The sequence below is a fragment of the Corynebacterium amycolatum SK46 genome (genome assembly GCF_000173655.1).
GTDB classification, from domain to species: Bacteria; Actinomycetota; Actinomycetes; order Mycobacteriales; family Mycobacteriaceae; genus Corynebacterium; species Corynebacterium amycolatum_A.
On the sequence record NZ_ABZU01000001.1, the window covers coordinates 225,167 to 249,585 of the forward strand.

The window sequence follows — 24,419 nt, forward strand, 5'->3', positions numbered from 1 at the left end:
TCAATCCCGCCAATTGGACACCCCACCCGTATCGCACCCCGAGTACCCACCCGATTCCAACGAGAACCCCACCCCAACTTTGGGAATCACTCTACCTAGATACTCTCCGACCACTACCCCGGGGGACACCCTGGTCCTACAAACCCGAGACCTACACACCCGTGCCCCGCAGGCCTCAAGTCCTCAAGCCTCAAGCCCAAAGCTCGTCTTTATGCATAATTCTTTACCTTTAAACTCAGCGCATATTAAGGCGAACGACCTACGGTGGATGGCATGGAATTTTTGCAATACATGTTGTTACGGGCATGGCAATGGGTGGCCAATAACGGCCTTGCCATCGCATGCCTGGCCATCCTGCTAATTCTTGTTCCCCGTATCCGGCGGTTCGTTCTGGCAATTGCGGACGGAAACATCTCCTCCGAAGAGGAGCAGTCCAAGGGACGGCGCGCCCTGATTGGCGCTGTGGTTTACATCGTCGAAGTCATTGCATACTTCGTCTTAATCATCGCGATGCTGTCGAAATTCGGTATCTCGCTAACCGCAGCCGCCATCCCTGCAACAGTTGTTTCCGCTGCTGTTGGTTTTGGCGCCCAAGGCGTCATCGCCGACTTCCTCGGCGGCATGTTCATTATCGCCGAGAAGCAGTACGGCATCGGGGACTGGGTAGAATTCCACTCCCCTTCGGGCACTGTCCAAGGTGACGTAGTCAATATGACATTGCGCGCCACCACAATCCGAACCCTCAACGGCGAGGAAATCATCGTGCCCAACTCCGAGGCACGCATGTGTATCAACTACTCCTCACAGTGGTCCCGTGCTGTTGTTGAAGTTCCCGTACCGATGACCGCTGGTGGCTCCATTAAGGATTTGGAAGAGCGCACTGTCGCCGCTGCCAAGCGCGCAATCGCACTGGACTCCGTCAAGGATGCAGTTCTCTCCGAGATCAAGCTACAGTCCTCCACGGAGCTCAATCCGCCGACGGTTATGGGCCTGCCGTGGACCGTCACTATGCGCTTGATTGTCGACTGCAAACCGGGCGACCAATGGCTCATCGAGCGCGCCATCCGCGCCGCAGTCATCGACACTTGGTGGGATGATTACGGCGAGCGCGCCCAACAGACCCCGTTTGCTCCCGCCGAAGAAATCACCGGCCACGTCCGCGATGACACAATGATTGAACAGCTCAGGCAGGCCGATGCTAAGCAGGGGCAAAAACAACAGCTTGACGACGGCGACAGCGCTTCAACCGAAGTTGTAGAAGCGGTAGCGAACACTACTGCCCAGCCGGATACCGCAGAAACCAAGCTGCTGGAAACCCAGACCGTCGATAAGCAAGACGGGAACGAGCGATCCGACCTGCCGCATACGGGTGCTGACCTCGATGATGCTCGACGCGAGCAGGAGGACAGCGGAAGCAACAATGCCATCCGCAAGCTGGTTAGCCACCCTGATTGGAAGACGCTCACGACGCGCCAGAAGGTCCGACGAATCCTCTCCGCAGGTGGGCGTGCTCGCGTTTCGACAATCATGCTCTTGGTAACCCTAATGGTCCTCGGCGTTTTGAATCTGATGACGGTAGAGACAGAGGACGGCCCATCCGGCTGGTTGGCACCGAGTAGGTGGAGCGACCGCGCGGCAACGCAGGAAGAGGTCTCGGAGGAGTCGTCGGCTCCGCAATCATCGAGCCAGCCGACTAGCGCCACACAAAGTGTGCAGCCCACCGAGACTTCACAGCAGACTCAGACGTCACAGAATCAGCCGTCCGAGACTTCACAGCAGACTCAGAGCACGCAGAACCGCACACCTTCGACCGCCACCTCCACCGAGCCGGACTCTAATCAGAGCAACATCGACAACGAGAGCACTGGCGGATCGCAGTCGACAGACTCCACTAACAACGCAGAACCAAACTCGGCCGGGGCGCAATAAGGCGCCACCGCCTACCGCGCATTAACCAATCCGAACTACCCGCTACAATCAAAGGCCATGACTGACTCGACTCCACAGCCAAAAATTGCGACGCAGCGATTTCGCCCACAGAAGACGCATCTGTTCATCGTTGCGTTCATGCTCGTGCTGTGTGTAATTGCCACCGGTTTTGCCCCGTGGCTGGCCGTTACTTTCCTGGCGCCGTTGATTTATACGCTTTGGATTTTCCGAGTACGCACCACCATAGGGCCACGCGGTATCACTGCGGTGTACCTATTGTCGAAGCGCCGTTCGGTACCCTGGAGCGATTTTGCGGGCATCTTCTTCAACAAGGGCGGCCGCGCCTTCGCGGTAACCAAGTCAGATGAGCGCATCGCCCTGCCGGCCATCTCTTTTAATTCGCTGCCGGAGTTGAAGGAAGCCACTGGCGGTCTGATTCCAGATCCGATTGCTTCGGCTCGCATGGCGGAAAATGACAAGGTCGAGGTTTTCGACCGCGATGGCTACTCCGTAATGAAGAAGGTCAGTGAGGTTGAGGCTGATGCCAAGCCTAAAGGTGACGCCTCTGCCGAGTAACATATAAGCAGCCCACAAAGCCCCTAAATCTCATTATGCGGACACTAGTGACCGCGAAATGAGACATTGGGGGCTTTTTGTGATTAATATGGATAATTAATTACTTTGCACCCTATCTAGGAAGGGCAGCCCCCATGATCCCCCTTCGCTCTAAAGTCACCACTGCCGGCCGAAATGCGGCTGGTGCGCGTTCCCTATGGCGCGCAACTGGTATGACCGATAACGACTTCGGCAAGCCGATTATCGCAATTGCAAACTCTTACACTCAGTTTGTTCCGGGGCACGTGCACCTGAAGGATGTTGGCGACATCGTCGCAGAAGCTGTGACCGCAGCCGGTGGCGTCCCCCGTGAGTTCAACACCATTGCTGTCGATGATGGAATTGCGATGGGTCACGACGGCATGCTCTACTCGCTGCCGTCCCGTGAGATTATTGCTGACTCTGTGGAGTACATGGTCAACGCTCACACCGCTGACGCATTGGTCTGTATTTCCAACTGTGACAAGATCACGCCTGGCATGCTCAATGCGGCTCTGCGTCTGAATATCCCGGTGGTCTTCGTTTCCGGCGGGCCGATGGAATCGGGATCTTCGGTTGTTATCGATGGCGTCGTCAAGCCCGGCTCTGACCTCATCTCGGCTATTTCTGCATCCGCGAACGACAAGGTCGATGACAAGAACCTGCTCGACATCGAGCGCTCGGCCTGCCCGACCTGCGGATCGTGCTCGGGTATGTTCACCGCAAACTCGATGAACTGCCTGACCGAGGCCCTCGGCCTGTCCCTGCCGGGCAACGGTTCTACCCTGGCGACTCAGCAGGCGCGTCGCGATCTGTTCACCCGCGCCGGTGAGCTGATTGTGGACCTGGCGAAGAGCTACTACCACGATGGTGACGAGTCCGTGCTGCCGCGCAACATCGCCAACCGCGACGCCTTTGTCAACGCAATGACACTTGACGTTGCCATGGGCGGTTCCACCAACACGGTGCTCCATATTCTCGCTGCCGCGCAGGAGGGCGAGATTGACTTCGATCTCTCTGACATCGACGCCATTTCCCGCCGCGTGCCTTGTCTGTCCAAGGTGGCACCGAACTCGGACTACTACATGGAGGACGTCCACCGCGCCGGCGGTATTCCCGCCATCCTCGGCGAACTGCGCCGCGCGGGCCTGCTGCAAATGAATGTCCGTTCAGTTCACTCCCCGTCGCTGGAGGAGCACTTGGACAACTGGGATATCCGCGGCGGCAAGGCCACTGATGAAGCGATTGAACTGTTCCACGCAGCCCCCGGCGGCGTGCGCACCACCGAGCCGTTCTCCACGTCCAACCGCTGGGAGAGCCTGGATACGGACTCCGAAAATGGCTGCATCCGCGACTTCGACCACGCCTACACCAAGGAAGGCGGTCTGTGTGTCCTGCGCGGCAACATCGCCGAGGACGGAGCTGTCCTGAAGACCGCCGGTATCGGCGAGGATCAGTTTCACTTCGAGGGCACCGCTCGCGTCGTAGAGAGCCAGGAAGAGGCTGTCTCGGTCATCTTGAACCGCACGTTGCAGCCGGGCGAAGTTCTCTTTGTCATCTACGAGGGTCCTTCCGGCGGCCCGGGCATGCAGGAGATGCTGCACCCGACCGCATTCATCAAGGGCGCTGGCCTGGGTAAGGTCTGTGCACTGGTTACCGATGGTCGCTTCTCCGGCGGTTCCTCCGGACTGTCTATCGGCCACGTTTCCCCGGAGGCCGCTGCCGGCGGCGCAATCGGCCTCGTCCGCAACGGCGACCCGGTGTACATCGATGTCGCTGAACGACGCCTTGAGATTCAGGTGTCCGACGAGGAGCTGGCCGCTCGCCGCGATGAGGAGCTCAAGCGCGACAAGCCGTTTACTCCGCACAAGCCGCGTCCGCGCAAGGTGTCCAAGGCGCTGCGCGCATACGCCAAGATGGCGTCCAGTGCGGATAAGGGCGCGGTCCGCATTGTCGACTAGCTAGATCAAACCCGCTTAAAGGCCTGTGCTGACCGCACGGGCCTTTGGCGTTTCTAAGGTAGCTTTGCGTCCAGTCTTCTGCGTGGGCTTCACCAAATCCCGGTACTCGACGTCCGCAATCCCCTCAGCGATGTCCTCGGTGTGTGCATATTTGCCGCCTTCGGTGATTGCCGCCATTACATATCCGGGGCCAAAAACAACGGAAGAGTGCCACGAACGCCGGTTGGACCAGCCCATCTTCGCGCCTTCAGAGCCGGGCAGGCCGGCAAGACCAAAATTCTGTCGATAGCCATCGGCAGCAATCGGCGACCAGTGTCTCATCGCCTCAAGCACCTCAGAATCAGGATGCTTCAGACGAAGCTGGGAAATAAAAGACACCACATCTTCCGCCGTAGTCCTCGATACTCCCCACTTCTCTCCGCCGGAGGTGTTGAACAGGCCGTACTCGGTCGCAATGGAATCGACCGATTCCGGGTACTTCCGGTAGAAGTCGGCTGCCAAATCGTCGTCGGAACGCGAAATCATCTTTTCGACGCGCTCGGCATCGTCGGCAGTGCCGTGTTCGAGCACATACTGACCGATATACAACTTAATCAGGGATAGCGCCGGCAGCGGGCGTTGCGATGCCTGGCTGCTGTACCCCACGCCCACCGGCTCGTAGCTCACTGCCATTTGCGTGCGCGGGTCAGTCTCAATCAACCCTTCGGCGTTGAGATTCATACGCGGCAGGCTCACCCCATGTGTCGGCCAGGCGCTTGCCGACGAGACGGAGGCTGCAACCTCATTGTGCTCGCCGGCAGCGGCTGTCGACGGTGAGTGAATCGACGTTGTCGCGCCTATCGAGGACATGAAAAAGACCACCGCGAGGGTGGTCTTTATTGCGTGTCTCGACTTTGGCATAGGGGGCATTGTACCCCGGCCCTAACCGAGAACCTAGTTTAGGTCGCTCGACTGTTGGTGTATCTGCGAGCCGCCTTAGCCAACAAACGGCAGCGTGCCGGTCGTCAGCCACCACAGGCCAATTGCCGCGGCGATGGACAGAATTCCAAAGATCCAAGACGATGCCAGTGGTCGTCGTGCCCAGCCGCGTCCGAAGTCGATGCCGATGCGGCCCGGGCCGGTGAACTGCAAGCCAAGTGCCATGGCGGTCATCAACAGCTGTAGTTGGAGGTTACTGGAGTCCTGGCCAACGATATTCACGCCATTGGCAGAGGTAGCCACATCAAACATGCTGAGGTAGGCGGACAATGCCAGCGCCAACGCCGCGGCCAGCGGTGTCGCGAGACCCAAGATGAGCAGGGCACCCGCGATGAGCTGAACCGTTGGGATGGCAGTGGCCATCACAGGGCCGAGGGCGAAGTTGTTCTGGCTAAACTGTGTCTCCAGCGCAGTAGTGCCACCGGAGTTTCCCCAGCCGAGCAGCGTTGTCAGGCCATGGACCAGCAGCAGCGCACCCAATCCAAGACGCAACAGCAGAAGGCCGAAGTCGGTGGTACCGCGACGGAACTCCGGTTCGTTGTCGTCGTAGAAGTCCGTGTCTTCATCGTCTTCAGCAGCGGAGGTAGTCGTAGCAGAAGTTGCCCCGGTGGCTCCTACGCCTGCTCCTGCAACACCAGCGGCACCAGCGGCACCAGCGGTATCGCGGGACACAGCCGGTTCAGCGAAATCTGATTCATCGAAATACTGAGTCTCAACTGCGGAATTGCGTGAAGAGTCATAGGTTGACTCCGCCTCATCGTCGAATGCTGGCTGTGCTTCCGACCTATTTGCAGTAGCTCCTGCTGCGGACGCTGCTGCCGCTTCAGAAGCCGAGAAGGCTTGCGTCGGCTGGCTGAAATCCTCGTCTGAATCAACGCGCTCACTCCGAGCTGGCTGCTCAAAGATTTCGGTTGCCTCTGACTCCGGGGCTACCTCCGACTCTTTATCGGCCGCGGGCGCCAATTCAGTTTCAGCCTGTTCATCCCGCGGCGAAGGCTTACCGGCAGGGCTAATCACCTGAGGTGCCGTGCGGCCTGCAGCGGCGTAGGCGTCGTAGCGCTTCTTCGGAGCTTCCTGAACTTCAGGCTCCGGTTCCGAGCTCGGCTCGACCTCTGTCTCTGCCTCTGTCTCTGATGCAGCGGTGGATTCCGGCGGCAGGTTTTCCTGGTCTGCCTCCGACTCCTCCGCTACGCGCTTTTCCGGCACACCCGGAAAAATCTGCGTTGCGGTGTTGTCGCTGTCATCGCGGTTGGTTTCTTCGTTCATTGGCTCAGCGAGCTTGCGGTAGGTCGGGACGTCGAGATCGTCATCGAATCCGTCCTCCACATTCTCGAGGGCGCGGTCGTTCGGGTACTTCTCTGAGTCGCTCACATCGTCCACATTAAAACTACTGCCTCACTTTTGGTCGCAGGCGTGGCCGTGAAACGAGGCTGTATTGTGTATGCCTATGAGATTCCACCTCGTCCACACCAGCAGTGCACAGGCTCGCGCTCGCGGGCGGCGTCGTCGTGCTGCGCTCGCCGCTGGTGTCATCGGGATGGTCTCTCTTTCCGGCTGCATGAGTGCGTCGAACGCCCTTGAGTTGCCGTTTACTGAAGACAAGTCAGAACCGACAGGCATTGCCATGCCGAAGTTTTCCTCCCCTGATTTGCCCTCTACCCCGGTCCCAACCGCGGAAAGCAAAGCCAAAGACAAAGGTCCCTGCGACCCCGACGATGTCACTCTCGCGGCCTGCCTACCGCTTACCACCGCGCTAGCTGCAATCGGCCCTGGGGAGGCTCTCGTCGCCACCGACGACGGTGCGCTCACCGTTGTCGCACCGGGTAAGACACCGCGTGAGGTCGCACGGCTCGGCGCCCCTGCAAAACAATTGCTGCCCAGTCCCTCGGTTGAAGAGGACCGCCAGGTCTTTATTTTGCGTGACGACGACACCATCGCGCGCGTCACCCTCGTAGACGGCGGCACCGCTGATGTACGCGAACTTCCGGACCTCAGCGAGCCGGGCATTCTGGGAATCTATTTTGACCGAACTTCGGGCGCGCTGTCCCCACGCAAATTGCTCGTGGGAGATCCCGGCATTGAGTTTCAGCAGTTCTGCCATGGTCCTGACGGAATGCCGCCGTTGGCAACCGCCATTCTCGACGGCACCCCACAGCTGGTTCAGCTCACCGGCCCTGTGATTAACCCCCTTGGCGGTGTGGACCTGAACGATTCCATCGGTGGGTGCGCAGTGATGGGTGACCGCGTGGTCATTGCCATCCCAGACGCGCAGAAGGTCATCTCCATGCCGGTTGGTCCGCAGTACACTGGGCCCGACGCGGCGTGGGAGGTCAAGGGTTCCCCTGAGGTGCTTGTCGACGGCGACTTCGGCCACATCTCGCATGTGGCGGCTGTCGCAGCGAATCAGGGTATTGAAGTTTGGGGTGCCACGACAAACAAAACCGCCGGGGCACAACCGTCCGAGTCCGACGAGCGCGTCGTCAGACTGCCGAGCGATGGTGCCGCCGGCGGTTCCCCGGATTAACTTTCGGGGAGGCTAACTCGGTGTTGCTAGCTTAGTTTCTTCGCAATCAGCTGGTTGACCTGAGCCGGGTCCGCCTTACCGCGAGTGGCCTTCATGACCTGCCCCACGATGGCGCCGACAACCTTCTTGTTGCCGGCGCGGTACTTCTCGACGATGTCCGGGTTAGCAGCCAGTGCATCGTCAACGGCCTTCTCAATAGCACCGTCGTCGCGAACGACCTCCAGGCCACGGGCAGCGACGACCTCATCAACATCGCCCTCGCCTGCGAGCACGCCGTCGACGGCCTTACGGGCCAGCTTGTTGGTCAGCTTGCCCTCTTCAATCAATGCAATCACGCGGGCGACCTGTACCGGAGTAATTGCGAGCTCAGCCAGCTCCACGCCTGCCTCGTTGGCCTTCTGAGCCAGGTAAGCGACCCACCAGGAACGAGCCTCAGCAGGGCCGGCACCAGCCTCAACGGTGTCGACAATCAGGTCGAGTGCGCCGGCGTTGACCAGGTCGCGCATTTCCTCGTCCTTCAGACCCCACTCTTCCTGGATACGAGCGCGGCGCACCCACGGCAGCTCGGGCAGCGTTGCGCGAATTTCCTCCACCCACTCACGCGGAGCGATAACCGGGGGCAGGTCTGGGTCATTGAAGTAGCGGTAGTCCGACTGCGACTCCTTCGGGCGGCCTTTGGAGGTCGTGCCGTCGGTCTCCTGGTAGTGGCGGGTTTCCTGAACGATCTCCTCGCCATTGGTAATCGCAGCAGCCTGGCGCTGCATCTCGTAGCGAACAGCCTGTTCAACAGACTTCAGGGAGTTGATGTTCTTAGTCTCGGTACGAGTACCGAACTCCTCCTGGCCAATTGGGCGCAGGGAAACGTTGGAGTCCACACGCATCGAGCCCTGATCCATACGGGCATCGGAGACACCGAGGGACTTCACCAGGTCACGCAGTGCAGAAACGTACGCACGAGCAACCTCTGGGGCCCGCTCGCCCGCACCGAGAATCGGCTTGGTCACGATCTCAATCAGCGGAATACCTGCGCGGTTGCAGTCCACCAGCGAACGCGTGGCGCCGTGAATACGGCCGTCGGCACCGCCCAAGTGCGTCAGCTTGCCGGTGTCTTCTTCCATGTGAGCGCGCTCGATTTCGACACGGAACTCCGTGCCGTCGTCAAGCTGAACGTCAAGATATCCGTCGTAGGCGATTGGCTCGTCGTACTGCGAAATCTGGTAGTTCTTCGGCTGGTCCGGGTAGAAGTAGTTCTTGCGCGCGAAGCGGGAGGACTCAGCAATCTCGCAGTTCAGCGCGAGGCCAATCTTGATGGCCCATTCAACGCCCTGACGGTTAACCACGGGCAGCGCACCCGGAAGGCCGAGGCTGCAGGGATCAACGTTGCTATTCGGCTCGGCACCGAAGTTTGCCGAGGAGGAGGAGAACATCTTGGTATTCGTCGAGAGCTCGACGTGAACCTCCATGCCCATTACCGGGTCAAAACGTTCGAGGACCTCATCAAAGTCCATCAAGTCATCAGCGTATGCAGCGGTCATGTTTGTAGAGTCTACTAGCGATGGCCTCGCGTGCGTGCCCTAGGGTATAACTCGTGCCCGGAGTTAACGAACACCCACCGATTCCACCGACGTCAGCACGCGATACGCCAACGTTCCGCGACGCCGCTGACCGCCACCGCGCAGGCGCTACTTTCGACAACGACCTGCAGGAAAGCGCCGACGGCGCCTCGGGCTACCACCGCGTGCGTCCCGGATATCCTCCAGCGGTCATCGATACGTTGACCCGCCTTGCACCGCGCCCACAGGTAGTCGCCGATATCGGCGCCGGCACTGGAAAACTCACCGCCTCGCTTGCCGACGTCTACCGCGATGCCACCCTGCTGGCACTCGATCCCTCCACCGCGATGCGGCAAGCACTGATGCACAATGTGCCAGCGGCGGAATGCCTGGACGGTACTGCGGAGCGCATGAGACTGGAGTCCGACAGCGTCGATGTAGCAACATGTGCGCAGACGTGGCACTGGGTGGACCCGACAGCTGCAAGTAGAGAACTCGCTCGGGTGTTACGTGCGGATGGCGTGGCTATGTTGGTCTGGAACACCTTGGATGTCTCCGTACCGTGGGTGCATCGGCTCAGCCGCATCATGCACGCCGGCGACGTGTTGCGCCCCGGCTTCTACCCCGAGGTTGGTCCAGAGTTGGAGTTAGTCGATGAGGTACGCCTGGCCTGGGAACAGACTCTGACTATCGAGGACATCGTGTTGCTGGCACGGACACGTTCCTACTGGCTTCGTTCCAAGCCCGCCACACGCGCCAAGGTGGAGGCGAACTTGCACTGGTATCTCCACGAACACTTGGGGCACACATACGAAGAAGGCATCGCCCTTCCCTACCGGTGCGATGCCTTCTATTTTCGAGCTGCCTAAATCTTCAAGTTGCCTAGTCGCGCTAGTTAGTTTTCTTTCTTCGACTTAGGGTGAGCCACGCGCTTGAATGCATTCTTAGTCTGTCCTGCCAATTTCTTCGGAGCGGTGTCTACGGCCTCGCCTGGGAAGGAGTTCTTCGCAGTCTCGCGAGGATTGTCCGCGTCAGAGGCCTCTTCAATTTCGGAGAGCTTCTCCAGCCGCTCATTGTCCTTTTCTACGATGCGCTCGGCGTCATCCTCAGTGAAGTCCACGTTATCGTCGCTGACCAATTCCTCGACGATGTCATCGCGAACGCTTTCCTGAAGGTCGACGTTGGAAATGTTGGAGTTAGCCAAAGCGCGATCGAGCTTCTTCTGATCCGCGGTGGTGAACTTTTTGTTCGGATGCATCTTCCGGCGAGCGAGCTTGCGAATACGGCCGCGGCGCTTCGACTCCTCCATCAGCTTGTTACGTCCAGTCAAGTACGCACCACACAGAACAACGATGAGAGCAATACCGACGTATCCAAGGGCCGGGTAGATGGAGCCGACCAAAGCCTTGAACCCGAAGAAACTCAGGCCAAAACCAATCAGCACGGTCACGATAAACACCAAGCGGAAGCGGTGCGGAGTATTGCGCGTCAGGCGGCGGCCCAGCGCGTAGAACATGCCAATGGCCGTGTTGAAAATCATGGCGTAGATGATGATCGCCATCACGGTACCCAGGACCGGGTGGATTTCATTGACGATTGCCAGAGTCGGCATATCCTCATGGCCAACGTCCTTGACCTTGAAGAAGAGGGCAAAGGTCACCAGGGTCAGCAGACCTGCGTAGATGCTGCCACCCATGAGACCACCTATGCCAGCTTCGCGCGGGTTCAGGTAGCTACCGCCGATGACGATGGACATCGACACGGCCACCATCACGCAGAAACCAACATAGTTCAGGGCAGAAATAGACCAGTGCGGCAGCGATGTCGACAGTTCATTGGTGTACTGCGCAGCCTCCGACATCGACGTGTCGGTGGTGACCAAAGTGTAGATACCGGCACCAAGCAAGAACACGATGATGAACGGAGTGATCATGCCAATCACGCGGCTGACCTTGTCGGCATCCAGCATGCCGACACCCAATGTCAGGGCAACCATGATGACGGCACCAATCCACACCTCAAGTCCGAACTGCTGGTTCAAGTTCGCACCGGCACCGGCGAACATGACGAAGCCGGTACAGAACAGCGTGATCATCACGGCGATATCCAAAATCTTCGAGACCCAATTGCGGGTGATTACGTCGAAGACCTCGGAGTGTTCGTCAGCCTGCAAATAGCTGGCAATTGACAGCACCGCCAGACCACTGGCAATCATCACGACGGAGGCAAGTATCACACCCCACAGTCCGTTGGTGCCGAATGCCACGAAGTACTGCATCATTTCCTGGCCGGAGGCGAATCCGGCACCGACAGTTAGGCCGACAAAGGCCATTGCAATTGTTGTGGCTCTTTTCCACATAGCGAGAAAATCCTAAATATTCTTCTATTTTTCAAAAAACTGGAACCCTATAAAACATACTGCCCGGGCTGGTGATTGAAACACCAACCCGGGCCGTACGCCTATTTTGTTATGAAGATGTGCCGAAATGTTTAGCAAAGCGTGCTTAACCAACGCATTTAGCCAAACAGCGCAGCAGCTGCGCGGTAACGCCCCTCAGGTACAACCTTCAGCTCGGAGACCGCATCATCGATGTCGATACGCTGAATGTCCTCGCCGTGGAGAGCAACAATCTTGCCGAAATCGCCCTCGTGGACCGCACGGGTCGCGTGGATACCGTAGCGGGTAGCCAGCACGCGGTCGTACGCAGTAGGCGTACCGCCACGCTGAATGTGGCCAAGCACCGTGGTGCGCACGTCGTACCCGGTGCGCTTCTTAATCTCCGCACCAATAACCTGACCAATGCCGTTGAAGGTTTGGTGGCCGAACTGGTCGACACCGCCCTCTTCGTAATCCATGGTGCCCGGCTTCGGGGTGGCGCCCTCGGCGACGACGATGATGCCGTACTTCTCACCCATCTGGAAACGGCGTTCCATCGACTTCACAATCTCATTGATGTCGAATGGCTTTTCCGGAATGACAATGTGGTGAGCACCACCGGCCATACCCGCATGCAATGCAATCCAGCCCACGTGTCGGCCCATGACCTCAACAATCATGACGCGCTGGTGGGATTCCGCGGTGGTGTGCAGACGATCAACCGCGTCGGTGGCAACGGCCACTGCAGTGTCGAAACCGAAGGTGTAGTCCGTACCATTGACGTCATTATCAATGGTCTTCGGAACACCGACGACTGGCACCCCGTTGTCCGAAAGCCACTTGCCGGCCTTCAGCGTGCCTTCGCCACCGATTGGAATCAGGGCATCGATGCCCGCATCAGCGAGGTTTTCCTTGATGCGGTCGAGGTTGGACATGAGAATGTCCGGGTGCACGCGGCCGGTGCCCAGCATCGTGCCGCCACGCAGCAGCATGCGGTCAATCCGCTCGTCGTCGTAAAGCTGAACCCTACGGTCTTCCATAAGACCAATCCAACCGTCCTCAAAGCCGACAACGGTTGAGCCGTACTCGCTCGAGCTGGTACGGACAATTGCACGGATAACGGCATTCAGACCGGGACAATCTCCACCGGAGGTAAGGGTCGCAATTCGCATGATGCCCACCTTAGTCGCGTTAGTCAGTTCGTGCTTGACAGCCTTGGTCAAAACTACTTCTGTAGGTACTCTTGCCCCGGCAGCTCGGATGGCAGCTCCATTTTCGTTGTCACCTCCGACGTCGGCATTAGACCATATTCTTCGAGTGCCTTGCGCACATACTCTGCGGCATCGATATTCAGCGGAGACTCCGTCCACAATGCAATTGGCAGGTTAATGAAGCGATTTTCCTTGACCGCCTCTAGATCCTTCGTGGCTGGGTTCGTGCGCAAAACTTTGATTTTCTCTTCAAAGGTCTGACCTGGGTAATCCACAAGCGCGATGAAGTCTGGATTCATCTCCGCGACATGCTCCCAGGAGGTCGTAGTCCAGGTGTCCTTAATAGACTCGGCTGCATTCGTCGCGCCGGCCTTTTCCAGGATGCCTTGAGGTGCGCCAAAGGCCCCAGAGGTAAACGGTGCTTCACCGGCAGAGTCAAAGAGGAAGCCCACCGGCTTCTTGTCGCCCTTCGGCGCGGCATCCAAGGCTTGCAGACGGTTATCTATATCTGCAATAACCTTGTCGCCCTCGCCATCATGGCCTGTCAAGGTTGCAATGTTCTTCAAATCAATCTTGACGGCTTCCCACGGATCCACCAGCCCACGAGTGTGACCCGGGTCGCCGCTGCCACCCTGGTCTGTCTTGCCTTCGGCACTGCTCCGGCAGGACTCCGTCAGGGTGTAGGCACCTATACCGTGCTCGGAAAGCGATTCCGGGGTAATGCCCTTGTCCTCGCTAAATCCATAGCCCCATCCCGCCAGCATCACATCCGGCTCGGCCGCAATGACCTGCTCCAGATTCGGGTATTCCTTCGCAACTTCTGGCTTCTGCGCAATTTCATCGCCGTAAGCGGCGGTCAACACCGGCAGGTGCGAGGCCATAGAGCTCACTGCAGTGATCTCGTCCGCGGCCCCCACAGCTAGCGCCAGCGAGGCGACGTTGCCGTCGTTGATGAGCAACTTTTTAGCTACACCCGGGTAGCTGACTTCTTCACCGCAGTTGGTGAGGGTTAAGCCTGACGACGAAGCCTGCGTTCCCTCATCAGAGCCACAGGCGGCAGCTCCGAATGCCAGTGCAGCCACTGCGATACCAGCTGCTGAGGCACGCAGGGGATGTCGGAAAGCATGTGCGTTATTCAAGGGAGTACTCCTAGTTGATGGTGGCAGCATCCAGCTCGCTATCGATTGCGAGATGGCGGCGGCCAGAGGGAGAATTGAGCTGACAGGATTCAACCTGAAAGATTTTGGCGACGAAGTCGCGGGTCAGCACGTCTACGGGGATGCCGTCGGCCGCGATACCGCCGTCCGCGACCACGATAACGCGGTCGAAGTGGTTCATCACCAGGTCCAAGTCGTGGATGGCGGCAATGATACACGCTCCGCTGGAACGGGCCAGCCGGAGGACGGATTGTTGATGGCGCACGTCGAGGTGGTTGGTGGGCTCGTCGAGAAGCATAATCGGCGAGTCCTGGGCGATGGCGCGCGCCAGACACACGCGACGACGTTGCCCGCCCGAGAGCTGCCCACACAGGCGTTGCGCGACTGTTTCCAGACCTACGAGCGCTAGCGCACGGTCGACGTGGGAGTTGTCCTCGGCAGTGTTGCCACCTAAAAGGCGCTGGTAGGGCAACCGGCCGAGGGAGACAAAGTCGCGCACACGCATTTCGGCGGGCGGAACCTCGTTTTGTGCCACGAAAGCGAGATCGCGGGCGCGGTGCTTCGAACTAATTGAGCTCATCGATTTGCCGTTAATCTCAACCTCGCCCGCAGCCGGTTTCGTAATCCCACCGAGCGCACGCAGCAAAGTGGATTTGCCCGCGCCGTTAACACCGACGATGGCGGTCATGGGCTCCGCGCCGAAGCTGAGGTTGATTCCGCTGACGATGGTGCGTCCGGCGATGTCACAGCGCACATCCTTAGCGGAGAGGACAGATTTTTGCGGGGCGCTCATTTATTCGGCACCTCCGTAGCTGTAGTGCGAGCGGCTCATGAGGTAGAGGAAAAGAGGTGCTCCAACCAATCCGGTGACCACACCCAGCGGCATTTCCTGGCTTCCGCCCACTACGCGCGCGATGATGTCCACCCAGATGAGAAATAGTCCACCCATGAGCGCAGCGACCGGTAGGACAACGCGGTGCGTGGCGCCTACCAAGATGCGGGTCAAGTGCGGAATCACCAGGCCGACAAACCCGATGCCGCCCGATACCGCCACGAGCGTGCCGACGAGAACAGCCTGGAGCACAAATACCTGCGTGCGTAGCCGAGTAACGTCAATACCTACGGCTGCTGCGGTGCTCTCACCAGTTGCCAGTGCATCCAGTTGACGGGCTTTGACCAGGAAAAACAACAGTACTGCGATGAGGACGATGAGCGGGAAGAGCGTCTTCACCCAGGTCGCACCGGCAACAGAGCCCAGCATCCAAAACATCACGGACTGCGCGGCCCTCGGGTCTGGCCCGGCGAAGACCATGAAGCTACTCAGCGCGGAAAACGCAGCGGAGAGCACAACGCCAGAGAGCACCAAGCGCAGCGGAGTCAGCCCACCGCCTGCAGTGGCGAAAGCACCGACTGCGAGGGTGGCCATGACTGCACCGAGGAGTGCGCCGAATGTCAGCGGCGCGATAGGGCTTCCAGAGAAAGCACCAAAGATGATCACCGCGGTCGCACCGGCGCCGGCACCTGCGGAAATACCTAACAGATACGGGTCTGCCAACGGGTTACGGACCAGTGTCTGCATAGCCACACCGGAGACAGCTAGCCCCGCCCCTACAATCGCTGCGAGAATTCCCCGGGGAGCGCGGAGATTCCAGATGATGGTGTCCGAACTGGCGGGCACGGATTCATCGAGCTCAGTGCGGAAGAGGTGATGCGAAATGACCTGTGTCGTGGTGGACCAGGTGATATCCGCCGAGCCGAAGACCACCGCAGCGACCAGACTGACCGCAATGGCTATGACAATGACCAGCCCATAAATCCAAGGTATAAACCGCGGTGGGTTTTTAATTCTGACTCTCTCCATGTTTGCGTTCCTGCGCATGTATGAAATTTCCCCAGATACGACAACAACCGCCGCTCTCTCACTTCAGTGAGCAAAACGACGGTTGAAGAAAACCGACTAACGCTTATTGAGCGACATTATGCAATCGGGCCGCGGACCTTTTCATAGGCAGCGCCGACCTTGTACAGGCGATCATCACCGTGGCGCGGAGCCATAATCTGCAGGCCCACCGGCAGGCCGGTGTCTTCAGCCAGGCCCGACGGCACGGACATGCCACACATGCCAGCCAGGTTGAGCGGCAGAGTACACAGGTCGAACATGTACATGCTCAGCGGGTCGTCAACCTTTTCGCCCAACTTGAACGCAGTGGTCGGAGTGGTCGGCGAGATTAAGACATCCACCTTTTCGAAGGCCCGCTCAAAGTCCTGCTGAATCAGGGTACGGACGCGCTGCGCCTGGATGTAGTAAGCGTCGTAGTAACCGACCGATAGCGCGTAGGTACCGATGATGATGCGTCGCTTAACCTCATCGCCGAAACCAGCGGCACGGGTCATAGCCATGACCTCATCGGCGGAGTGCGTACCGTCATCGCCAACACGCTGGCCGTAACGCATGCCGTCGAAACGAGCCAGGTTGGAGCTGACCTCGCACGGCAGAATCAGGTAGTACGCGCTCAGTGCGTGGTCGAAGTTCGGGCAATCGACCTCGACAACCTCCGCGCCAGCTTCCTTAAGCTTGTCGACGGCCTCGTGGAAGCTGTCCAGTACGCCAGCCTGGTAACCCTCGGTGCGGTCGAACTGCTTGACGATGCCGACCTTAACCCCCGTGAGGTCACCGGTAGCTCCTTCCTTGGCAGCAGCAACGACATCGGCAATCGGCTGCTCCGTGGAGGTCGAGTCGTTCTCGTCGTGACCAGCAATGATTTCGTGCAGCAGCGCGGTATCCAGAACGGTACGAGCGGTCGGGCCACCCTGGTCCAACGAGGAGGCACAAGCGACCAGGCCGTAGCGGGATACCGTGCCATAGGTCGGCTTCACACCGACCGTTGCGGTCAGAGCTGCTGGCTGACGAATCGAGCCACCGGTGTCAGTACCGATAGCCAGCGGAGCCATACCGGAGGCCAGCGCCGCGGAAGAGCCACCACCGGAACCGCCTGCGGTGCGCTCGACATCCCACGGGTTGTGAGTCGGGCCATAAGCGGAGTTCTCAGTCGACGAGCCCATGGCGAACTCATCCATATTGGTCTTACCCAGGATTGGGATACCAGCTGCACGCAGCTTGGCAGTAACCGTTGCGTCGTAAGGGCTCATGTAGCCCTCGAGCATCTTGGAAGCGCAGGTGGTCGGCGCATCGGTGGTAGTGAAGACATCCTTCAGCGCCAGCGGAACACCGGCCAGCGCGGAGGCCGGCTCCTCGCCAGCATCCAGCGACTCATCGACCTTGCGAGCTGCAGCCAGGGCCTCTTCGGCACCGACGTGCAGGAATGCGTGAATGTCCTCATCAATTGCCGCGATACGGTCGAGGAACGCCTGGGTGACCTCTACCGAGGTCAGCTCACGAGCGTGAATCTTCTGTGCGAGCTCAAAAGCGCTGAGCCCCAGAATCGGATCCTCAGCAACAGCGGCATGCAGGTTCGGGTTAGCTGCAGTCATTTCTTCCACGTACTCCTACTCGCCGAGAATCTGGGGAACTTCGAAGCGCTGGCGGTCCTGCGACGGCGCCTGATCCAGCGCCTGCTCCGCAGTCAGCGTCGGCTTGACGACGTCCTCGCGCATCACACCGGATAGCGAAGAGGGGTGACTCATCGGTTCAACATCATCCGCAGCCACCTTTTGAACGGCCTGGACGTGGTTAATAATGCCGTCGATCTGACCGGCGAACTCGTCGAGTTCCGCGTCAGTCAGAGCCAGACGGGACAATCGCGCTAGGTGGGCGACCTCATCGCGTGAGATAGCTGGCACGCTAGTACCCCTTTCATTTCTTCGTACGAAGCTAGTGCACAGAAGTTTAGTTGAAACTGTTTTTGAACCGCGAGAGCGGGCTGTACTTGCCAACAGTAGTCGTTGTCGCCAAGCAGTTGTCCGCAGGGTCTTACATTTCAAAGGTTTACCCTGTAGCCTAAATCACTACTTCTATAGTTACACCGCAAGAATCACTATCAATTATTCGAAAGGTTGTGTACACAGCCATGAGTTACCTCCTTCGCATCCAGCTTCCCGACGAACCAGGCGCGCTTGGCTACGTCGCGGCTGCCCTGGGCGAAGTAGAAGGTGATATTCGCAGTGTCGATGTTGTAGATCACGGCGCTAGTGGCGTTGTTGTCGACGACATTGTGGTTGACCTGCCCATGGGCCTGCTACCAGACACACTGATTACAGCGGCTCAGTCCATTAGCGGAGTGGAAGTCGATTCAATTAGGCCTTTCTCCGGCTCGGTCGACCGCCGCGGACAGATTGCGCTGCTGGCCAAGTTCTCACAGCACACAAAAAACTTGGATCGTGCCCTCGGAGATGTCGTCGACGGCCTGCCTCAGACTATGACTGCCGGCTGGGCTATCGTCCTCGGCGAACAGAGCAATGGCCGGTGGGTACGTCGCGCTTCCTCTACCGCTGCTCCAGAGGATAACGGCCGGGCTCTGCCGGAAGCCCCGATTGACTCGCCGCGAAACCTGGATCCGGACGAGGAAACGTGGCTGCCGGAGGACTGGACGGTTATGGACTCCTCCATTGCCGCTACTCCAATGGGCAAGGGTCTCGTTTTAGTCATTGGCCGGCCCGGCGGGCCGGACTTCCTACCAAGTGAGGTTGAGCACTTGGGACGTATTGGCACGATTGTCGGCGCGATTATCGACTAGCAGCGGCTAATGGGCTGCCCCCCTGTGGGCTGCCATACTTCTGCACGAAGTTCTTACGCTATGGCTCCTCCCCTATGGAGCGCAGTGATTCACGCTTAGCGGTAAAGTCTGGAAATGATACCAGTCAATAAGGAGCTTCTTTGATGTCGAACTTGAGTGACCTCGTCGGATCCCACATTCGTGCCGAGTCCGGCCGTGTCCCCCAGTCGTCCACTGAGATGGAATTCTGGTCCGGTCTGTCACGGGTTGTTGTCGATGACCTAGCGGACAACTGGCAGCGCACCACGGAGGCATACGCTGCTACCCGCCAGCAGCACTATTTCTCCGCCGAGTTCCTCATGGGTCGCGCCCTGCTGAACAACCTGCTCAATGCAGGTCTGGTGGATGAGGCCTCTGCTGCCGTGGAAAAGTACGGCAAGAATCTGACAGACGTGCTCGAGGCTGAACACGACGCCGCTCTCGGTAACGGTGGCCTGGGTCGTCTGGCCGCCTGCTTCCTGGATTCCTGTGCCACGCAGAATCTGCCGGTGACGGGTTATGGCATTCTCTACCGCTACGGCCTGTTCAAGCAGACCTTTGAAGATGGCTTCCAGGATGAGCACCCGGATCCGTGGATGGAAGAGGGCTACCCCTTCGTCATTCGTCGCGAGGAACTGTCCAAGATTGTCACCTTTGATGACTTGGTGGTGCGCGCTGTTCCATATGACATGCCAATTACCGGCTACGGCACCGATAACGTCGGCACGCTGCGCCTGTGGCACTCGGAGCCGATGCGTGAGTTCGACTACGACGCCTTCAACTCGCAGCGCTTCACCGACGCCATTGTCGAACGGGAGCGCGTCCATGACCTGTGCCGCGTGCTCTACCCGAATGACTCGACCTATGACGGCAAGGTCCTGCGCGTTCGCCAGCAGTACTTCTTCGTCTCGGCTTCGTTGCAGACGATGATTGATTCTTACATCGAGAATCACGGCGAGGACCTGCGCGATTTCCACAAGTACAACTCCATTCAGCTCAATGACACCCACCCGGTGCTCGCTATCCCAGAGCTGATGCGTCTACTCCTGGATGAGCACGATATGAGCTGGGACGACGCCTGGAACGTCGTGTCCAACACCTTCGCCTACACCAACCACACCGTTCTGGCAGAGGCCCTGGAGACCTGGGAATACTCCATTTTTGACTGTCTCTTCGGCCGCGTTCTGGAGATCACCCGTGAGATCGACCGCCGCTTCCGCGAAGATCTGGCGGAGCGTGGCTTCGACCAGGGCAAGATTGACTACATGGCGCCGATTTCCCACGGTCGTATCCACATGGCGTGGATTGCCTGCTACGCCGCGTACTCCATCAACGGTGTGGCTGCCCTGCACACGGAAATCATTAAGCGCGAAACGTTGAAGGACTGGCATGATATCTGGCCGGAGCGCTTCAACAACAAGACCAATGGCGTCACCCCGCGCCGCTGGCTCAACCAGTGCAACCCGCGCCTGTCGGCACTGCTGACTCGCCTGTCGGGTTCGGACGCCTGGGTCACTGACTTGGACAAGCTCGCTGAGCTCGAAAAGTTTGCTGACGACGAGGCCGTGTTGCGTGAGATTCTCGACATCAAGCACGAGAACAAGAAGGACTTCGCCACCTGGCTGGAGCACCGCCAGGGTATTTCGGTGAACCCGGACGCCATCTTCGATACCCAGATTAAGCGTCTGCACGAGTACAAGCGCCAGCTTCTCAACGCGCTCTACATCCTGGATCTCTACTACCGCATCAAGGAGGATCCAGCGCTGGACGTGCCACCGCGCGTGTTCATTTTCGGTGCCAAGGCCGCCCCAGGCTACGTTCGCGCAAAGGCCATCATTAAGTTCATCAACGCTATCGCGGACAAGGTCAACAACGATCCGGACATGGAAGGCCGCCTGCAGGTCGCCTTCGTTGAGAATTACAACGTCACCCCGGCAGAGCACATCATCCCAGCCACCGACATCTCCGAGCAGATTTCCACTGCCGGTAAGGAGGCTTCGGGTACCTCGAACATGAAGTTCATGATGAACGGTGCACTGACGCTGGGCACCATGGACGGTGCAAACGTCGAAATCGTCGACGCCGCCGGCGAAGAAAACGCCTACATCTTCGGTGCGCTGGAAGAGGAACTGCCGGAGCTGCGCCGCACCTACAGCCCGCGTGGCACTTACGAAACGGTGCCGGGGCTCAAGCGCGCTGTCGATTCGCTTGTCGACGGCACTTTTGCTGACGGTGGCAGCGGAATGTTCCACGACCTGCACTTCTCGCTGCTGGAGTCCAACGGGTACGAGCCAGCCGATGTCTACTACGTCCTCGGCGACTTCGCTGACTACCGCGAAACCCGCGACCGCATGGCCGAGGACTACCGCGACGAGCTGGCGTGGGCCAAGAAGTGCTTCCTGAACATCATCCGTTCGGGCCGCTTCTCCTCCGACCGCACCATCCGCGATTACGCCAATGAGGTCTGGAAGCTGGAAGAGACCAAGATTTAGGCCCCGGCTGAGCTAGGCTCAGCTAGGCCTGACCAGTTTCCAGCAACCGCTTGAACCCATCCTCATCGAGGATGGGCAAGCCCAGTTCCTCGGCCTTTGTGGCCTTGGAGCCGGCGTTTTCGCCAACCACCACGTAGTCGGTCTTCTTCGACACCGACCCCGCGGCCTTACCGCCACGGGAGATAATGGCTTCCTTCGCGCTATCGCGCGTGAAGTCCTCCAAAGAGCCGGTGACTACCACGGTCAATCCCTCAAGCACCTGATCTGGGCGATCGGTAACTTCATCGGCCATGCGCACACCCGCGGCTTCCCAGCGCTCGACAACCTCGCGGTGCCAGTCCACTTCGAACCAGTCAGCCACGGAATCGCCGATGATTTCACCGATGCCATCGATGGCCGAAATCTCCTCGCGGCTGGCAGCCCGGAGCGCTTCCATCGAGCCGAACTTCTGTGCCAAGGTCCGCGCCACCGTTGGGCCCACATGACGAATGGACAGACTGACCAACACCCGCCACAGCTCTTTGTCCTTGGCTGCGTCGATATTGGCCAGCAGCTTCTTACCATTGGCATTTAGCGACTTGCGCGAAGCCGTGGTGTAGACCTCAGTGCCGAGCAAATCTTCCTCGGTGAGGTCGAAGAGGCGGGACTCGTCGTCAAGCACGCCGCGATGAATCAAATCGGCAGCACCCCTCTCCCCCAGGTTTTCGATATCAAACCCGGAGCGGGAGGCGAGGAATTCGATTCGGCGACGCAGCTGACCTGGGCAGTAGCGGGTATTGGGGCAACGCCAATCGGCATCGCTGTCCTTTGCCGGAGCCAAACGAGTACCACACTCGGGGCAGAGAGTCGGGTAAATGTACTTTCGCTCGCTGCCATCTCGGAGATCGGCCACGGGGCCGAGCACCTCTGGGATCACGTCACCGGCCTTGCGGATAGTCACGCGGTCACCGATGAGCACACCCTTTCGGTGCACCTCGGAAGGGTTGTGTAGCGTCGCCATCTCGACAGTTGACCCGGCCACGAAGACCGGCTTCATCACGGCATATGGCGTCGCACGACCAGTTCGGCCAATGGAGACTCGAATGTCCAGCAGGTCCGTGGTGACCTCTTCTGGCGGGTACTTATACGCGATCGCCCAACGCGGCGCCCGCGAGGTCGCGCCCAGCGCGCGCTGCTCAGAAAGGGAGTCAACCTTGACCACAAGCCCGTCCATCTCGTGGATGGCATCGTGGCGGTGCTCGCCCCAGTACTGCATCTGCTTGACGACGTCATCCGCGGAATGCACCTGATTTGTATACGGCGACACGTGGAAACCCCACTCGCCCAAGGCACGATAGGCCTCGTGCTGAGACTGTGGACGCCAGCCCTCGATATGACCAATTCCATGGCAGATCATGGACAAGCGACGCTTCGCCACTTCTGCAACATCCTTCTGTCGCAGGGAACCGGCGGCGGCGTTACGGGGGTTGGCAAACGGCTTCTGGCCTGCGTCGACGCGATCGGAGTTGATGCGTTCGAACTCCTCCAACGAGATAAAGACCTCACCACGTACCTCAAGCACGTCGGGGACGTTCTCGCCGCTGATTTCATGCGGAATATCTTCGATGGTGCGCGCATTGGCGGTGACGTTCTCCCCCACTCGGCCGTCTCCGCGGGTGGCCGCCCGGACAAGTCGGCCCTTCTCATAGACCAGGTCGATAGACAGGCCATCGATTTTCAGCTCGGTCAGATACGTGCTGGCCGGGGTGCGGGCCAGCCAGCCGCGCAACTCCTGCTCATCGAAAACATTGTCCAAGCTGTAGAGACGTTCGAGGTGCTCAACGGGCTCGAATACTTCCCCGTCGGCAGGCGCTTCGACCTGTGCGCCGACCTGCTGAGTGGGACTGTCCGGCACCACCAGATCGGGCCACTGTTCCTCTAACTGCTGCAGTTGACGGAACATCTCGTCGTACTCAGCATCGGAGATAACCGGCTGCGCGGTGTAATACAGCGCAGCGTTATCACGAATGCGAGTTGCTAGCTCTTGCCACTTCTCCCGGACGTCCGCCGGCGCCGGCTCGGAGGCGGGGGCGCTGGAAAACGAGGACAAATCAGAGGTTGACAGGTCGGAGTTCTCATCGGTCGAGGAAGTCACGTCGCTCATTCTATGTCATTGCCCGGATACGCCGGGAGACACGGAAATTCTCTTGACCTTGTTCCTGCCCCTCAGCGAATCCGCACTCTCCGCTACAGTTGAGACATGCATAATTTCGATCCGCGACGCATGCTCGCGTTTGATCTGGAGACTACCGGCACGGATCCTCGCACCTGTAAGATTGTCACTTCCGCACTGGTTCGACTGACTGAGCAGGGCAAAGATTCCACCATCATGCTCGCTGATCCCGGTGTCGAAATTCCGCAAGCTGCGTCTGATGTGCATGGCATCACCACTGAAAAAGCTCGCGCGGAGGGGCGTCCGCACGATGAAGTGCTAGCAGATACCATTGCGGGTCTTAAAGCTGCCTGGCGCGATGGGCTGACGGTAGTGGCCTATAACGCGGCCTATGATCTGACGGTACTGCGCTCACAGGATCCCAATTTTACTGTTGATGGTCTCGTCGTCGACCCCTTTGTGCTGGATAATTACTTCGACCCGGATCGTCGTGAAAAGCGCACTTTGACTGATGTCTCCCGCCATTATCAAGTGCGCCTGGACGGGGCACATGATGCCACCGAAGATGCCCTGGCGGCTGCGCGTATCGCATGGGTGATGGCGCGCCACTACCGGGAGCTGACCGAAAAATCGGGAGAAGAACTGATGGAGCTGCAGGCCGTCGCGTACTACCAGTACAAGAAGAACCTGCAGCTCTATCTGGCGGATAAAGGCCGTGACGTATCCGACTTTACTTTCGGATGGCCGACCGACGTCACCGACGCTTAGGGTCGTCCACC

Annotated in this window: 19 protein-coding genes; 8 read left to right on the forward strand and 11 right to left on the reverse strand. The window is 59.0% G+C overall.

Features of this window, described 5'->3' with window-relative positions:
* Positions 1 to 273: 273 nt before the first annotated feature.
* The 3 genes from CORAM0001_RS01005 (at position 274) to ilvD (ending at position 4,484) form a co-directional block, all read left to right on the forward strand.
* Positions 274 to 1,929 (forward strand): mechanosensitive ion channel family protein, encoded by a 1,656-nt coding sequence (locus CORAM0001_RS01005; RefSeq protein ID WP_040360809.1) that lies wholly within the window; start codon positions 274 to 276, stop codon positions 1,927 to 1,929.
* 57 nt (positions 1,930 to 1,986) lie between these two features.
* The gene (locus CORAM0001_RS01010) at positions 1,987 to 2,505 is read left to right on the forward strand and encodes a PH domain-containing protein (protein ID WP_005509701.1); all 519 of its coding nucleotides are present in this window, start codon (positions 1,987 to 1,989) and stop codon (positions 2,503 to 2,505) included.
* A gap of 134 nt (positions 2,506 to 2,639) precedes the next feature.
* Positions 2,640 to 4,484, forward strand: a complete 1,845-nt coding sequence (gene ilvD / locus CORAM0001_RS01015; protein ID WP_005509392.1) for a dihydroxy-acid dehydratase — start codon at positions 2,640 to 2,642, stop codon at positions 4,482 to 4,484.
* 15 nt (positions 4,485 to 4,499) lie between these two features.
* Here ilvD and CORAM0001_RS01020 read toward each other — a convergent pair whose 3' ends face one another.
* Together CORAM0001_RS01020 and CORAM0001_RS01025 are read right to left on the reverse strand one after the other, a co-directional pair.
* A complete protein-coding gene (locus CORAM0001_RS01020) occupies positions 4,500 to 5,384 on the reverse strand; it encodes a hypothetical protein (protein WP_005509656.1) in 885 nt (294 codons plus the stop codon).
* A gap of 75 nt (positions 5,385 to 5,459) precedes the next feature.
* Positions 5,460 to 6,833 (reverse strand): DoxX family membrane protein, encoded by a 1,374-nt coding sequence (locus tag CORAM0001_RS01025; RefSeq protein ID WP_244261957.1) that lies wholly within the window; start codon positions 6,831 to 6,833, stop codon positions 5,460 to 5,462.
* Positions 6,834 to 6,909: 76 nt separating this feature from the next.
* On the opposite strand from CORAM0001_RS01025, the gene CORAM0001_RS01030 reads away from it, so the two are divergent.
* Positions 6,910 to 7,986 (forward strand): glucose dehydrogenase, encoded by a 1,077-nt coding sequence (locus CORAM0001_RS01030; protein WP_244261958.1) that lies wholly within the window; start codon positions 6,910 to 6,912, stop codon positions 7,984 to 7,986.
* A 26-nt stretch (positions 7,987 to 8,012) separates the two neighbouring features.
* Here the strand turns inward: CORAM0001_RS01030 and gatB are convergent, their stop codons facing one another.
* Positions 8,013 to 9,521 (reverse strand): Asp-tRNA(Asn)/Glu-tRNA(Gln) amidotransferase subunit GatB, encoded by a 1,509-nt coding sequence (gene gatB, locus CORAM0001_RS01035; RefSeq protein WP_005509604.1) that lies wholly within the window; start codon positions 9,519 to 9,521, stop codon positions 8,013 to 8,015.
* Positions 9,522 to 9,574: 53 nt separating this feature from the next.
* Between gatB and CORAM0001_RS01040 the strand changes: the two genes are divergently transcribed.
* On the forward strand, positions 9,575 to 10,408 hold the full coding sequence (locus tag CORAM0001_RS01040; RefSeq protein WP_005509706.1) for a class I SAM-dependent methyltransferase: 834 nt from the start codon (positions 9,575 to 9,577) through the stop codon (positions 10,406 to 10,408).
* A 26-nt stretch (positions 10,409 to 10,434) separates the two neighbouring features.
* Here CORAM0001_RS01040 and CORAM0001_RS01045 read toward each other — a convergent pair whose 3' ends face one another.
* The 7 genes from CORAM0001_RS01045 to gatC form a co-directional block, all read right to left on the reverse strand.
* Positions 10,435 to 11,898, reverse strand: a complete 1,464-nt coding sequence (locus CORAM0001_RS01045) for a YkvI family membrane protein (protein WP_005509357.1) — start codon at positions 11,896 to 11,898, stop codon at positions 10,435 to 10,437.
* A 158-nt stretch (positions 11,899 to 12,056) separates the two neighbouring features.
* Positions 12,057 to 13,088 (reverse strand): ATP-dependent 6-phosphofructokinase, encoded by a 1,032-nt coding sequence (locus tag CORAM0001_RS01050; protein WP_005509630.1) that lies wholly within the window; start codon positions 13,086 to 13,088, stop codon positions 12,057 to 12,059.
* Between the two features lie 53 nt (positions 13,089 to 13,141).
* Complete coding sequence (locus CORAM0001_RS01055; protein ID WP_005509481.1) at positions 13,142 to 14,266, reverse strand: ABC transporter substrate-binding protein; 1,125 nt, start codon at positions 14,264 to 14,266, stop codon at positions 13,142 to 13,144.
* Between the two features lie 10 nt (positions 14,267 to 14,276).
* The gene (locus tag CORAM0001_RS01060) at positions 14,277 to 15,077 is read right to left on the reverse strand and encodes an ABC transporter ATP-binding protein (protein ID WP_005509336.1); all 801 of its coding nucleotides are present in this window, start codon (positions 15,075 to 15,077) and stop codon (positions 14,277 to 14,279) included.
* Positions 15,078 to 16,145, reverse strand: a complete 1,068-nt coding sequence (locus CORAM0001_RS01065) for a FecCD family ABC transporter permease (RefSeq protein WP_005509712.1) — start codon at positions 16,143 to 16,145, stop codon at positions 15,078 to 15,080.
* A 116-nt stretch (positions 16,146 to 16,261) separates the two neighbouring features.
* On the reverse strand, positions 16,262 to 17,776 hold the full coding sequence (gatA, locus tag CORAM0001_RS01070) for an Asp-tRNA(Asn)/Glu-tRNA(Gln) amidotransferase subunit GatA (protein ID WP_050773565.1): 1,515 nt from the start codon (positions 17,774 to 17,776) through the stop codon (positions 16,262 to 16,264).
* A 15-nt stretch (positions 17,777 to 17,791) separates the two neighbouring features.
* A complete protein-coding gene (gatC, locus tag CORAM0001_RS01075) occupies positions 17,792 to 18,085 on the reverse strand; it encodes an Asp-tRNA(Asn)/Glu-tRNA(Gln) amidotransferase subunit GatC (RefSeq protein WP_005509328.1) in 294 nt (97 codons plus the stop codon).
* 227 nt (positions 18,086 to 18,312) lie between these two features.
* Here gatC and CORAM0001_RS01080 point away from each other — a divergent pair, with 227 nt between their 5' ends.
* Together CORAM0001_RS01080 and CORAM0001_RS01085 are read left to right on the forward strand one after the other, a co-directional pair.
* On the forward strand, positions 18,313 to 18,978 hold the full coding sequence (locus CORAM0001_RS01080; RefSeq protein WP_005509662.1) for an ACT domain-containing protein: 666 nt from the start codon (positions 18,313 to 18,315) through the stop codon (positions 18,976 to 18,978).
* Positions 18,979 to 19,121: 143 nt separating this feature from the next.
* Complete coding sequence (locus CORAM0001_RS01085) at positions 19,122 to 21,488, forward strand: glycogen/starch/alpha-glucan phosphorylase (RefSeq protein ID WP_005509533.1); 2,367 nt, start codon at positions 19,122 to 19,124, stop codon at positions 21,486 to 21,488.
* A gap of 22 nt (positions 21,489 to 21,510) precedes the next feature.
* On the opposite strand, the gene ligA is transcribed toward CORAM0001_RS01085, so the two are convergent.
* The gene (gene ligA, locus CORAM0001_RS01090; RefSeq protein ID WP_100066755.1) at positions 21,511 to 23,631 is read right to left on the reverse strand and encodes an NAD-dependent DNA ligase LigA; all 2,121 of its coding nucleotides are present in this window, start codon (positions 23,629 to 23,631) and stop codon (positions 21,511 to 21,513) included.
* A 96-nt stretch (positions 23,632 to 23,727) separates the two neighbouring features.
* Between ligA and CORAM0001_RS01095 the strand changes: the two genes are divergently transcribed.
* On the forward strand, positions 23,728 to 24,408 hold the full coding sequence (locus CORAM0001_RS01095) for a 3'-5' exonuclease (RefSeq protein WP_005509386.1): 681 nt from the start codon (positions 23,728 to 23,730) through the stop codon (positions 24,406 to 24,408).
* The last annotated feature ends 11 nt before the right edge of the window (positions 24,409 to 24,419 follow it).